At 72.2% G+C, this 13307-nt stretch carries 11 protein-coding genes; 3 read left to right on the forward strand and 8 right to left on the reverse strand.

The window, feature by feature from the left end:
- Nucleotides 1-187: 187 nt before the first annotated feature.
- Nucleotides 188-3175, forward strand: a complete 2988-nt coding sequence (locus tag ACFXPL_RS26390; RefSeq protein ID WP_384924152.1) for a glycoside hydrolase family 2 TIM barrel-domain containing protein — start codon at nucleotides 188-190, stop codon at nucleotides 3173-3175.
- Nucleotides 3176-3249: 74 nt separating this feature from the next.
- Here ACFXPL_RS26390 and ACFXPL_RS26395 read toward each other — a convergent pair whose 3' ends face one another.
- Genes ACFXPL_RS26395 through ACFXPL_RS26420 form a run of 6 tightly spaced genes read right to left on the reverse strand, consistent with a single transcriptional unit; the run spans nucleotide 3250 to nucleotide 9299 of the window.
- Entirely contained in the window at nucleotides 3250-4107 is an 858-nt protein-coding gene (locus ACFXPL_RS26395) for a phosphogluconate dehydrogenase C-terminal domain-containing protein (RefSeq protein WP_384924154.1), read from the reverse strand.
- On the reverse strand, nucleotides 4107-4907 hold the full coding sequence (locus ACFXPL_RS26400; protein ID WP_384924156.1) for a sugar phosphate isomerase/epimerase family protein: 801 nt from the start codon (nucleotides 4905-4907) through the stop codon (nucleotides 4107-4109). Before ACFXPL_RS26400 ends, ACFXPL_RS26395 begins: the two co-directional genes overlap by 1 nt.
- Complete coding sequence (locus ACFXPL_RS26405) at nucleotides 4907-5692, reverse strand: triose-phosphate isomerase family protein (RefSeq protein WP_384924158.1); 786 nt, start codon at nucleotides 5690-5692, stop codon at nucleotides 4907-4909. The genes ACFXPL_RS26400 and ACFXPL_RS26405 overlap by 1 nt, the downstream gene beginning before the upstream one ends.
- Nucleotides 5692-6168, reverse strand: a complete 477-nt coding sequence (locus ACFXPL_RS26410) for a ribose-5-phosphate isomerase (protein WP_384924160.1) — start codon at nucleotides 6166-6168, stop codon at nucleotides 5692-5694. The genes ACFXPL_RS26405 and ACFXPL_RS26410 overlap by 1 nt, the downstream gene beginning before the upstream one ends.
- A gap of 22 nt (nucleotides 6169-6190) precedes the next feature.
- Nucleotides 6191-7927 (reverse strand): dihydroxyacetone kinase family protein, encoded by a 1737-nt coding sequence (locus ACFXPL_RS26415; protein WP_384924162.1) that lies wholly within the window; start codon nucleotides 7925-7927, stop codon nucleotides 6191-6193.
- A gap of 1 nt (nucleotide 7928) precedes the next feature.
- Entirely contained in the window at nucleotides 7929-9299 is a 1371-nt protein-coding gene (locus tag ACFXPL_RS26420) for an MFS transporter (protein ID WP_384924164.1), read from the reverse strand.
- Nucleotides 9300-9566: 267 nt separating this feature from the next.
- On the opposite strand from ACFXPL_RS26420, the gene ACFXPL_RS26425 reads away from it, so the two are divergent.
- Nucleotides 9567-10346, forward strand: coding sequence for a FadR/GntR family transcriptional regulator (locus tag ACFXPL_RS26425; RefSeq protein WP_384924166.1), 780 nt, complete (start codon nucleotides 9567-9569; stop codon nucleotides 10344-10346).
- An 86-nt stretch (nucleotides 10347-10432) separates the two neighbouring features.
- On the opposite strand, the gene ACFXPL_RS26430 is transcribed toward ACFXPL_RS26425, so the two are convergent.
- Nucleotides 10433-11329, reverse strand: coding sequence for an MHYT domain-containing protein (locus ACFXPL_RS26430; protein ID WP_384924168.1), 897 nt, complete (start codon nucleotides 11327-11329; stop codon nucleotides 10433-10435).
- A gap of 217 nt (nucleotides 11330-11546) precedes the next feature.
- On the reverse strand, nucleotides 11547-12824 hold the full coding sequence (locus tag ACFXPL_RS26435) for an amidohydrolase (protein ID WP_384924170.1): 1278 nt from the start codon (nucleotides 12822-12824) through the stop codon (nucleotides 11547-11549).
- Between the two features lie 191 nt (nucleotides 12825-13015).
- Between ACFXPL_RS26435 and ACFXPL_RS26440 the strand changes: the two genes are divergently transcribed.
- Nucleotides 13016-13192, forward strand: a complete 177-nt coding sequence (locus tag ACFXPL_RS26440) for a thiazolylpeptide-type bacteriocin (protein ID WP_384924172.1) — start codon at nucleotides 13016-13018, stop codon at nucleotides 13190-13192.
- Nucleotides 13193-13307: the final 115 nt, after the last annotated feature.

Below are 13307 nucleotides of genomic sequence, written 5' to 3' on the forward strand. Positions count from 1 at the left end.
AAGCGGGATGTCCCGCCAGATGGAAACCGTTTGCTTTCCCAGTCCATGATCCGGACACGCCAACTCGGCCCCCCTGACGCATTTTCCCTGCCCGAAGGGGGCGACGAGGCGTGGATCAGTCACCTACTCTGCACAGAAAACGCCTTCTGCCGGACTCCCTGCACCGCCCTCGAAGGGATATCTCTCCGTGCTCAGCGACCGTCTCGACCCCGCCTCCCTCAAGTATGTCGAAAGCCGCGATCCGGGTCAGGGGCGGCTCGCCCCCCGGGCCCGGTACCGGTCGGATGCCGTGGCCCTGGACCTGGACGGCGCCTGGCGCTTCCGTCTCGCGGACTCCCTGCACGACCTGACGCCGGACTTCGAAGCGCCGGACCACGACGACACCGGCTGGGAGCGCCTTCCCGTCCCGTCCAGCTGGCAGATGCGGGACGTCGCCGACGCTCCGCGCCACGGCACCCCCGCGTACACCAATGTCGTCTACCCGTTCCCCGTCGACCCGCCGCGCGTGCCCGACGCCAACCCCACCGGCGAGTACCGGCGGGAGTTCACACTGCCGCCGGAGTGGCCGGGCACGGGCCGCGGTGTGCTGCGCTTCGAAGGGGTCGACTCGGCCTTCGCGGTGTTTCTGAACGGTGTCCGGCTCGGCGACGGCAAGGGCAGCCGGCTGCCCACGGAGTTCGACGCGACCGACGTGCTGCGCCCCGGGCGCAACGTGCTCGCCGTACGTGTCCACCAGTGGTCCGCGGGCAGCTACCTGGAGGACCAGGACATGTGGTGGATGTCCGGGATCTTCCGTTCGGTGGCGCTGCTGCACCGGCCGCAGGACGGTGTGGGGGACTTCTTCGTCCACGCCGACTACGACCACCTCACCGGCGAGGGCACCCTGCGGGTGGACGCCGACGCCACCGGCCGGGTCACCGTGCCCGAGCTCGGACTCGACGTCGCGGTCGGCGAGCGGGCCACGGCGCCGGTCGGCCCGTGGACGGCGGAGACGCCCCGGCTGTACGACGCGGAGCTGACCACGGCGGGCGAACGCGTCCGGCTGCGGATCGGTTTCCGTACGGTGACGGTCTCCGGGGGCCTGCTGCGGGTCAACGGCACGCCGCTGCTGCTGCGTGGGGTCAACCGCCACGAGTGGGACCCGGACACCGGCCGTACCCTGACCGTCGAGACGATGCGCCAGGACATCGAGCTGATGAAACGCCACAACATCAACGCGGTGCGCACCAGCCACTACCCGCCGGACGGCCGCTTCCTCGACCTCTGCGACGAGCTGGGGCTCTGGGTCGTCGACGAGTGCGACCTGGAGACCCACGGCTTCCACCTCAACGACTGGCGCGGCAACCCGAGCGCCGACCCGGCCTGGCGCGAGGCGCTGCTCGACCGGATGCGACGCATGGTCGAGCGCGACAAGAACCACGCCGGCGTCATCATGTGGTCGCTGGGCAACGAGTCGGGCACCGGGGACAATCTGCGGGCCATGGCCGACTGGTCGCACCAGCGCGACCCCGGCCGCCCGGTCCACTACGAGGGCGACTGGGACAGCGGCTACGTCGACGTCTACAGCCGGATGTACGCGGACCACGCCGAGACCGACCGGATCGGCCACGGTACGGAGGATCCGACGACCGACCCGGAGCTGGACGAGCACCGCCGCTCACTCCCCTTCATCCTCTGCGAGTACGGCCACGCGATGGGCAACGGGCCGGGCGGCCTGAGCGAGTACCAGCGCCTCTTCGAGCAGCACCCGCGCCTTCAGGGCGGCTTCATCTGGGAGTGGATCGACCACGGCGTCCGCCGCCGCACCCCGGAGGGCGAGGAGTTCTTCGCGTACGGCGGGGACTTCGGCGAGGTCGTCCACGACGGCAACTTCGTGGCCGACGGGCTGGTCTTCCCGGACCGCACCCCCTCCCCCGGGCTGATCGAGTACAAGAAGGTCGTCGAGCCGGTGGCGATCCGGGTGGACGCCGCCGCGCGCACGGTGTCGGTGCGCAACGGCCTGGACTTCGCCGGCACCGGGCAGCTGCGCTTCCACTGGCGGGTGGAGGACGAGGGTGTCCCGGCCGGGCAGGGCGAACTGGCCGTGCCCGTCGTCGCCGCGGGCGACTCGGCCGTGGTGAGCTGGCCACCCGAGCTGAGCGGGGCGGCGGACGCCGGGGCGGTAGGCGCCGAGCGGTGGCTCACCGTCAGCGCGCGGCTCGCCAAGGACGAGCCGTGGGCCCCGGCCGGTCACGAAGTGGCCTGGTTCCAGGCGGCGTTGACCACCGGGGCGCCGGCGCCTTCGGCGATACGGTCCGGGGCGGGCGCGCCGGCCCTCCGGGCCGACGGTGCGCGGATCACCCTCGGGGACGGTGTCTTCGACGCGCGCACCGGACGTCTGGTGCGGCTCGGCGCGCTCCCGGTGGAGGGGCCGCGGCTCGACGTGTGGCGCGCGCCCACCGACAACGACCTGCGCGGCCGGCGCGGCTCGGACGCCGAGAAGTGGCGGGCGGCGGGGCTCGACCGGCTGGAGCACAAGGTGCTGTCCGTCGAACCCGGGGACACGGGGCTGACCGTGACCACCCGGGTGGCCGCGGCGGGCAGCGACGCCGCGCTGTCGGCCGTCTACCGCTGGAGCGCCGCGCCGTCCGGCGGGGACGGCGGGGCGGGCGGCGCCGGTCGGCTGCGGCTGACGGTGGAGGTCCGGCCGGCCGGCGTCTGGGACGTGACGCTGCCGCGTCTGGGGCTGCGCGCCGCCGTGCCGGCCGCGCTGTCCGCGGTGAGCTGGTTCGGCGCCGGTCCGCACGAGGCGTACCCGGACACCAGGGCCGCGGCCCGCGTCGGGCGGTTCGCCTCGGACGTGGACGGCCTGCAGACGCCGTACCTCTTCCCTCAGGAGAACGGCAGCCGCACCGATGTCCGCTGGGTGCGGCTCGGGCCGGCCGGCGGCGGGACGGGGCTGCGGCTGAGCGGCCCCACGCCCTTCTCCTTCGCCGCCCGCCCCTGGACGAGCGAGGAGCTGGACGCCGCGGCCCACCCGACGGAGCTGGTACGGGGCGATCTCGTCCATCTCACGCTGGACGCGGCGCGGCAGGGCGTCGGCAGCGCCTCGTGCGGTCCCGGGGTGCTGCCCGAGTACCGGCTCCTCGCCGCTCCGACGGTCTTCACCGTCGACTGGGCGGCCGAGGAGGCGTAGGGCCCTCGGAACGACGGTGACCGGCCTCCCTCCAGGAGGCCGGTCACCGTTCTACGTCCGCGCGGCGCCGGAGGTCAGCGCTTGATCTCCTTGATGCGGAGCATGCGCGTGATGACCTTGTCGAGCTCGTCGTCCTCGAAGACCTTCTTCCAGTCGTCCTTGACGATCGACTCACGGCCGTAGTCCATGGCGATCAGGCAGGCGTCGGAGAACGGGTTGTCGCCCTTGAGGGTGTTGGCGAGCGCGACCTGCGTGTGGCCCAGCAGCATCGCGCGGGCCGCCGGCTCCGGCACGCCGACGGTGTGGACCGTCTCGTGCAGGGCCTCCGTGAGCAGGGCGCCGACCATGCAGGCGATGGTCTCGACCAGGGTCGGCTCCAGGACGGCGAGCTGCTTGACCGTCACCCAGTGCACGTCCACGACGGGCGCGTACATCGTACGGATCACGGCCTCGGCCAGTTCCCGCACGGCCGGGTCGGGGCCTTCGAAGGCGGCGACGACCTCCTGCGGGGCGGCGATGCCGCCGAAGGTGTCCGCGTACTCCTCCTTGGTGGTGCGCTCAAGGAAGACGGACGGGTGGCAGGGGTGGGCGACGGCGTTGTGCACGTCGTCGCGGCGGGTCAGCAGGCCCGCGTAGGCCGCCGCCGGGTCGAGGGTGAGCAGGACGGCGCCGGGCTTCATCAGCGGGACGAGCTGCTCGGAGACGACGCCGAGGACGACGTCCGGCACGGCGAGGATCAGGACGTCGGCCTGCTTGGCGGCCTCGTCGGAGTCGGTCAGCTCGCGTCCGAGTCCGCGGACCAGCTCCTGGCCCTGGGGCGAGTTCTCGGAGAACAGCGTCCGGAAGTCGCTCTTGACAAGGTTGTTGGAGACGCGCTGGCCCATCTTGCCAGCGGCGCCGATGACGGCGACGGTCTTGTTCTCGGTGGCCATTACTTACTCCTCTGAAGGGTGGTGATGCAGTGCCGGGTCCACTGGTCCTCGGTCCGGGCCGTGGCCTCGAACCCGTCGTCCTGCCACGGGAGCCAGTGCTCCACGATCTGGTTGATCGACCGCTCGTGCGGCCGTACCGTCTCGACCAGGTGGGCGTGGTCGAGCAGGCCCTCGCCCAGCGGAGCACCGGCGTAGGTGAAGCCGACCCAGCCGTCCCTGCGGCTGAAGGCGAAGTCCTTGACATGAATGTTGACGACGTACGGGGCGGTGGCCTCGACGACATCCCGGGGGCGCTCCAGACGGGCGACGCAGTTGCCCGGATCGAGCACGACGCCCAGGTGCGGGTCGTCGACGGCGCGGACGACGGTGAGGAGGTCGTCGGTGGAGACCTGTTCGTAGGTCTCCAGGCCGAGGGTGACCCCCTGGGCCGCGTACGCGGGGACGGCACCCCGCAGCAGTTCCGTGGCCTCGGCGGTGCCGGGGCGGTGGTCGGCGCTGTTCATCATCGAGCGGACGAGGGTGACGCCGAGCTTGCCCGCCAGGTCGAGGTAGCGGGCGAGGTGGTCCCGGCCGATGCCGCGGGTGCCGAGTTCCAGGGTGATGCCCAGGTCCTCGGCGGTGGCGCGGAGGCCGGCGAGGCGGGCGTCGTCGAAGGTCTCGATCAGCGGGTAGTCGCAGATCTGGAAGACGTCGCCGCCCAGGTCCCGGGTGTCGTGGAGCATCTCCTCGACGGTCAGGGGGACCGGGGCGCGGGAGGAGATCCGCCAGAAGTAGGCGTAGGTGCTCAGTCCGTAGGCCATCACGCGTCCGCCTTCACGGTCCGGTCGCTCAGCTCGTCGAGGATCTGTTCGACGGCTTGCGGGTCGTGGGCGAAGCGCCCGAGGAAGAGTCCGTCGACGCCCTCGCCGAGGGTTCCGAGGAGCCCGGGGCCCGCGCTGCCGCCGTAGATGACCCGGCTTCCGGCGTACGCGGGGCGCTCCCCGAGCCAGGCGGTCAGGGCGGCGCAGACGTGGGTGATGTGGTCCGGCGAGGCGGGGCGGGGTGCGCCGATCGCCCACTGCGGTTCGTACGCCACGACGACCGGGCCGTGTTCCCCGGCGTCGTGCGCGGCGGTGTCGAGGATGCGCGCCAGCTCGGCGACGGTGCGCGTCGCGGCCTCGGCGGGGTCCGCGCGGTCGAGTTCACCGACGCAGAGCACGGGGGTGAGGCCGTTGCGCAGGGCGGCGGCGGTCTTGGCGGCGACGACGGTGTCGCCCTCGCCGAAGAGGCGGCGGCGTTCGGCGTGGCCGACCTCGGCGTAGGAGCAGCCGATCTCCTTGAGGTACGGGCCCGAGACCTCGCCGGTGAACGGCCCCCGGTCGTCGGTGGCGAGGTCCTGGGCGCCGACGGCGACGCCGGTGCCGTCCAGGACGGTGCCGAGCGGGACGATCGCGGGGAAGGCGGGCAGCACGAACACCTCGGTGAGGCCGCTGGTGACGGCCGGGTGCCGGGAGGCGATGTCGCCGATGCGGCGGGCCCAGTTGAGGGTCTCGTGATGACCGAAGTACATCTTGAGGCTCACCCCGAGCAGGGTGGGAGCGGACATCAGGCGGCGGCTTCCTCGTCGGTCTCGTAGTCGTTCATGAGCTGGACCTTGGCGGCGGAGGCGGACGACTCGTCGAAGCGGTACGTCAGCCACTCGGCGGCCAGCCGGCGGGCGAGTTCGACGCCGACGACGCGCTGGCCGAAGGTGAGGACCTGCGCGTTGTTGGAGAGGACGGCGCGCTCGACGGAGAAGGAGTCGTGGGCGGTGACGGCCCGGATCCCCTTGACCTTGTTGGCGGCGATCGCCACGCCGAGCCCGGTGCCGCAGACGAGCAGGGCGCGGTCGGCCTCGCCGCGCGCGACCATCTCGGCGGCGGCGATGGCGATGGTCGGGTAGGCGGTGTGGCCGTCGGCGTCGACACCGACGTCGGTGACCTCGGCGACGAGTTCGCTGTTCCGCAGGTCCTTCTTCAGTATTTCCTTGTAGTCGAAGCCGGCGTCGTCCGAGCCGACGACGATCCGCAGCTTGTCGCTCATGGGGGGTGCTCCTCGTGGGTGTTCAGCGGGCGGTGAGTACGCCGTGGACGGCGCGGACGATCAGGGCGAGGGAGTGCGCGCCGGCGTCGGGGGTGCCGAGGGACCGTTCGACGTGCGGGCGGGCGCGGCCGATCCGGGGGACGAGGTCGGCGGTGGCCTTCGCGGCCTGTTCGGCCGCGGTGGCGGCGCGGTCCCAGGCGTCGGTGAGCGCGGCGCCCTCGGCGGTGGCGTCGGTGAGGGTCCGTGCGAAGGGGACGAGGACGTCGACCATCGTCTTGTCGCCGACCTCGGCCCCGCCCAGGCGCTGTACGGCGGCGGAGGCTTCCGCGACGCCGTGCGCCACGGTCCGCGCGGTGGGCTTCCCGGTGTCCCCGAGGGCGGTGCCGACGGCGTGCAGCAGGACGCCCCACAGGGCGCCCGAGGTGCCGCCGGCCCGGTCGGACCAGGCGTCGGCGGCGGCGTTGACCGTCGTACGGGCTCCGGCGCCCGCCGCCGCCGCGGCGACGGCGGCGAGCCGGGCGGCCTCGGAGCCGCGGCGCATGCCGATGCCGTGGTCGCCGTCGCCGGCGACGGCGTCGATCCGGCCGAGTTCGTCGGCGTGGGTGTCCACGACGTCGCTGATGGCGGTGAGTACGGCGACCGCGGTGGTGGCCGTCGCGCGGGACTCCTCGGTGGCGGCGGGGATCGCCGTGGCCGGAGCGTCGCCGGCCGGGGCGGAGGTGGCTCCGGCGGCGGGGGCGGCCGGTGCGGTGACCTCGCCCTTGCGGTAGGCGGGGGTGTCTGCCCCGGCGGTCCACAGGGTTTCGAGGTCCTCGTCCAGCCAGCAGAGCGTGAGCGAGATGCCCGCCATGTCGAAGCTGGTCACCAGCTCGCCGACCTCGGGTTCGACGGCCTCGACCCCGGCCTCTGCGAGGAGCTGGGCGACCCGGCGGTAGACGACGAACAGTTCCTCGTACTTGACGGTGCCGAGGCCGTTGAGGATGACGGCGGCGCGCTCGCCACGCGGCTCGGCGACGCCCTCGGGCAGCTCGGCCAGCAGTGTGGAGACCAGCAGCTCGGCGGCCTCGTCGGCCGTCGGGACGTCCTGTTCGCCGATGCCGGGCTCGCCGTGGATGCCCAGGCCGACGGCCATCCGGCCCTCGGCCACGGTGAACAGCGGGCTGTCGGCGCCGGGGAGCGTGCAGCCGCCGAAGGCGATGCCGAAGGAGCGGGTGCGGTCACCCGCGTGCCGGGCCACCAGGACCACCTCGTCGAGGGAGCGGCCCTGTTCGGCCGCCGCGGCGGCGGCCTTGAAGACCGGCAGGTCACCGGCTATCCCGCGGCGCTTGTCGCGCTCGTCGGCGCTCGCGCTGGAGATGTCGTCGGCGACGGCGACCGTACGGGTCTCGATGCCCTCGGCGGTGAGTTGCTGCGCCGCCTGTCCGAAGTGCAGCACGTCACCCGCGTAGTTGCCGTACATGAGGACCACGCCGCCGCCGGCGTGGGCGCTCTGCGCGACGGTGCGGACCTGCCGGGCCGACGGCGAGGCGAAGACGTTGCCGACCGCCGCTCCGTGCGCGAGCCCGGGGCCCACCAGCCCCGAGAAGGCGGGGTAGTGGCCCGAGCCGCCGCCGATCACGACGGCGACCTGGCCGGGCGCGGTCGGCGTGGAGCGTACGACACCCCCGGAGACGGGGCGCACCCAGCGGCGGTGGGCCGCCACGAACCCTTCGAGCGCCTCGTCGGCGAAGGCTTCGGGAGCGTTGAACAGGCGGGTCATGTCAGTGCACCTCAAGAAGCGGCTGGTCCGCGGGGTCGGAGGGGTGGGCGGGCCGGCGCCTGGCGAGTACGGCCATCAGGACGGCCGACAGGAGCATGAAGCCGCCCACCACGAACATGGAGAGGGTGTACGAACCGCTGAAGTCCTTGAGCCAGCCGGTGACGTAGCCGGCCGCGAAGCCGCCGATGTTGCCCGCGGTGTTGATGAGGGCGATGCCCGCCGCGGCGGCGGCGCCGGTCAGGAAGCGGGAGGGGATCGACCAGAAGACGGGCAGCGCGGCGAAGATCGCGCACGCCGTCACGGTGATCACGGCGATGGTCGCGGCCGGGGAGTCCATGTAGAGGGCGATCGGGATGGAGACACCGCCGACGACGGCCGGTCCCGCGACGTGCCAGGTCCTGGTTCCGTGCCGGGTGGCGTGCCGGGACCAGAAGAAGAGGACGACGGCGGCCGGCAGGTACGGGATGGCGGTGATCAGCGCCTTGTCCATCACGCTGAAGGAGGTGCCGAAGCTCTCCTGGAAGCCCTCGATGATCGTGGGCAGGAAGAAGGCGAGCGCGTACAGGCCGTAGATGAAGCCGAAGTAGACCATCGCGAGGATCCAGACGCGCCCGTTGCGGAACGCCTCCTTGAGCGCGGCACGGCCGTGGCTCTGGTCGGCGCCCGTCTTGGCGGCGTTCTCCGCGGTCAGCTCGGTCGTCAGCCAGTCCTTCTCCGCCGGGGTGAGCCACTTGGCGTCGGCGGGCCGGTCGATCAGGTAGAACCAGGCGATGACGCCGAGGAGGATCGCGGGGATCGACACGAAGAGGAACATCACGCGCCAGCCCTCAAGGCCGAACAGCCCGTGGTGGCCGATGAGCCAGCCCGCGAGCGGGGCACCGATGACCGTGGTGAGCGGCTGGGCCAGGTAGAAGAGCGCGAGCACCTTCGTACGGTGCCGGGTGGGCACCCACTGGCTCAGGAAGAGGATCGCCCCGGGGAAGAAGCCCGCCTCGGCGACACCGAGCAGGAAGCGCAGCGCGTAGAGCTGCTCGCTGCTCTGCACCCAGGTGAACAGCAGGGACACGATGCCCCAGGTGACCATGATCCTGGCGAGCCAGCGGCGGGCGCCGAAGCGGTGCAGCGCCATGTTGCTGGGGACTTCCAGAATGATGTATCCGATGAAGAAGACCCCGGAGGCGAATCCGAACTGCGCCGCGGTGAGCGCCAGGTCCTGCCCCATACCGTTCGGCTCCGCGAAGGAGACCGCCGTCCGGTCGAGGTAATTCACAAAGAACATCAACGCGACGAACGGGACGAGCCGGATCGAGACCTTCTTGATCGCTGATCGCTCGACCGCGGATGGCGCGGATGGCAACGCGGTGGCACCCATGGTGACTCCCTCGGCAGCGCCGGACAGCTCTGTCCGGACTCGGGTCACAGTCGGCGGGGATCATGGCTGAAACAGAGCGCAGCACCCGCTCCACCGGCTGATGTGTCTTCAACGTAACCCCCAGAAGAAAATTGGTCACCAATTGACCAATGTGGCGAGCGTCACTCTTGAAGTGACGCACGCCACTCTTGACAAAGGGTGGGGCGACTCGGCTACAGGCGGGTTCAGGACACCTTTGAACAGCGGGAACACCCATCTGGTGTACTGGTGACCGTGACCAGTCAGCCTGATCAGCAATCGCCCGCCTCGCCGGATCTCGCCCGGCTCCTGCGCCCCGTCGTGCGCGAGTCGTCGGTGAGCGAGGTCGCCAAGCGGCTTCTCGACCACCTCTCCGCGGGCGACATCAAGCCCGGTACCCGGCTGCCCGCGGAGCGTCAGCTCGCCGAGGCGCTGGGGGTCGCGCGGTCCAGCGTGCGGGGCGCCCTCTCGGCCCTCGACGTGCTCGGCATCATCGAGATCCGCCCCGGCTCCGGCTCGTACGTGCGCGAGGGGACCTCGGAGTTCCTGCCGCGCGCCATCAACTGGGGGCTGATGCTGGGCCAGCGGCGCACCCAGGACCTGGTGGAGGTGCGTACGCACATGGAAGGCGTGTCGGCGCGGCTGGCGGCGGAGCGCGCCACCGCGGAGGACGTGGCGCGGCTGGAGGAGCACCTGCGGCGGATGCGGGACGCCGGCACGGACGTCGCGGCGTTCATCGACGCGGACATCGCCTTCCACCTGGAGACGGCGAGCATCGCCAGGAACTCGGTACTCAGCGACATCCTGCACTCCATCCGCGCGCTGCTCCAGGTGTGGATGGAGCGGGTCAGCGATCTGGAGGGGACCGTGAGCGGCACCCTGTGCGAGCACGACGCCGTCCTGGCGGCGATCCGCGCCCATGATCCGGACGCGGCCAGCGAGGCGATGGCCGAGCACATGCGGATGGCCAGCGCCCGGCTGCGGGAGTCCATCGGCCCGGCGGACGGCGCGGCGGCGCGGGACGCGTGAAGCGCCGCCCCGTGGCAGGCGGGGCGGCGCTCGAACAGGCGGGTGACCGTCACGCGCTCACCGCATGACGGTCACCGGGTGGCCGGTCACCAGTCGTACGGACTCCGGGAGTTGTCACCGCGATGCGGCCCCCGCGCCGGGGAGGCGGCCCCGCCGCCCTTCACGTCGTCGTACACGGGCGGCCACACGGGCCGGGCCGCCGCACCGCTCCGTACCGGCTTCCCGCCTTCCGGCCGGTCCCATTCGCCCTCACCGAGGACGAGGATGGGGTCGAACATCACCACGACGCCCGCCAGCACCAGGAAGACGACCGGGCCGAGCAGCATCGGGAACATGATCGAGGTCGGTGAACCGCCGCCCGCCGAGCCGCCGCCGGCCCCCTGCAGGTGGACACTGATCCCCGCCATGCCCGTGTAGTGCATCCCGGTCACGGCGACGCCCATCACGAGGCCCGCACCGAGACTGGGCAGGAAGCCGTGGATCGACACGGCGGCCCAGAGCGCGGCCGTCGCGGCGACGACGGCGATGACGACCGAGAGCACGACGGTCGTCGTGTCGTAGTCGAGCCGTCCGTGCAGACGCATTCCGGCCATGCCGATGTAGTGCATGGCCGCGACACCGAGACCGGTGATCGCGCCGGCGGTGGTCAGCGTGGCGCGGGTCGCCCCGCGGTAGCCGACGACGAAGATCCCCACCCCCACCATGACGATCGCCACGACCAGGCTGAGGACGGTCGTCGGCACGTCGTAACCGACCGGCGCCTCCTCGACCTGGAAGCCGATCATGGCGATGAAGTGCATGGTCCAGATGCCCGAACCGATGGAGGTCGCGCCGAGCGCCAGCCAGCCGGGCTTCCAGGACCGCTCGGTGCGCAAGGACCTGGTGGTGCAGCGGAGCCCCAGGGCCCCGCCGAGAACTGCCATGAGATAGGCCGCCACCGGTGTGACGACGCCGTAGTTGAACCCATCGACGGTGCCCTGCATGTGTGATGCGCCCTTCACCCCGTGAGACTTATGTGCAGAAAGCGTGCGCTCGTGGCGAGACTACGGCCATCAGAGGTGGCGAAAAACGCCCGTACGATCACTTGTTGATAAAGGTGCCCGAACCGTGGGTCACGGGAGTCGCCACGTCGGCCCATGTCCGGACTCGTCCCGCACCGCGGGCGACCCCGTCCCGGCCCGTGACGGTATGGACGGACCATCAGGAACTCCCGGTGCGCAGTCGCGACAGCGCGGCGGCGGTCATCGCCGTGATGCCGGTGGGAAGCGCGGTACGGATGTCGGGGGCGAACCCCGGGGAGTGGTGGGGCGGGAGGACCGCGAGCTTCTCCCCGGCCGTGCCCGGCGTCCGTGCCCACACCTTCGGGCCGACCACCCCGAACATCCAGTACACCAGGGCGATCCCCTCCTCGCCGTGTACGGAGAGTCCCGCGTCCCCGTACAGCGGAAAGTCCTCGGTCGCCATGGACGGCGGCCAGGACGCCACGCGCTCGGAGCCGTAGAGGCGCTCATGAGCCCGGCGTACGACGTCCGTGGCCGCCGGGTCGGGATGGGTGACCGGGGAGCGGGACACGGTGCGGATCTCCGGGTCCCTGGGGCAGCCGGAGGCGGCGCACTCGGCCCGTACGATCCGCTCCACCGAGGCCGTCATCCGGTCGAGTGCGCGCTCGGACAGGGCGCGGACCGTGATGCCGAGCGTCGCCCGGTCGGGGACGAGGTTGTCGGCCGTCCCGGAGTGGAAGGACCCGACGTTCAGCAGCGCGGGTTCGGTCGGGGCGCACTCGCGGGAGACCACCGTCTGGAGCCGGAGCACCGCCGCGGCGGCGGTGACCAGCGGATCCACCGCGAGGTGCGGGGTGCCCGCGTGGCCGCCCCGGCCGTGCACGACGGCCTCGATCCCGGCGCTCCCCGCCAGCATCGGTCCGTACGCGTGCGCGATCATGCCGGCGGGCAACAGGGCCGTGTGCTGGGCCAGTACGGCGTCGGGCCGCCCGAAACGCTCGTACAGACCGTCCGCCAGCACGGCCCGCGCCCCGGCCAGGGTCTCCTCGGCGGGCTGGCCGACGACCACGACGGTGCCGCGCCAGCTCTCCCGGCCCCGGGCCAGCAGGGACGCGGCGCCCGCGGCGGCGGCCATGTGCAGATCGTGGCCGCAGGCGTGCGCGACGGGGCCGCTGCTCGTGTACGGCAGGCCGGTGGCCTCCGTGACGGGCAGCGCGTCCAGTTCCGTACGGATCATGACGCGGGGGCCGTCGCCGTTGCGCAGCACTCCGACGACACCGTGCCCGCCGACGCCGCCCGTCACCGTGTAACCGGCCTCGCGCAGCCACTCCCCCAGCCTGGCCGCCGTGCGGCGCTCCTCGCCGGAGAGTTCGGGGTGCTGGTGCAGATCGAGGCAGAGCGCGACGGCGGGGCGCAGGACCTCTCGCAGCCCGTCCAGGACGGGCGTGTTCTCTCCGGGGTACGCGACGGGGCTCATCCGGCCCATCGTGCGCCGCCCCGGTGGCGTGCCGCGTACAGATCGCTGACACGCGCGGTCAGTGGAAGACAGGCCGAGGTGGCAGTGGGTTCGGCTGGAATACGAGTGCACCACGGCACCGCCGCGGGACAGCACGGCACAGGACCACCGGGGAGCCCCCCGGAGCCTGGCGTGGAATCCAAGGAGTCACCATGGCTGACAAGAACGCCCTCTCCTCGCTCGCCGACGAGATCATGGAGCTGGAGTCGGAGACCTTCGAGATCTCCGACTACTCGGACGCCAGCGAGGTCGTCCTCGCGGGTTCCACGAGCTGCAGCTCGACGTCGACGTGCTCCTCCACCACGAGCACCACGTCCTGCAGCGCCTGATCCAGGCCGCTCCGTTCCGGACGGGCGGCACCCGCGATCTTCCGCGCGGGTGCCGCCCGTTCGCGGGTCCGTGCCCGTCAGGGCCCGGGCCGGCAGGACCGGGGCCGCCCCGGTC

Source organism: Streptomyces sp. NPDC059092, assembly GCF_042756365.1.
Lineage (GTDB): Bacteria > Actinomycetota > Actinomycetes > Streptomycetales > Streptomycetaceae > Streptomyces.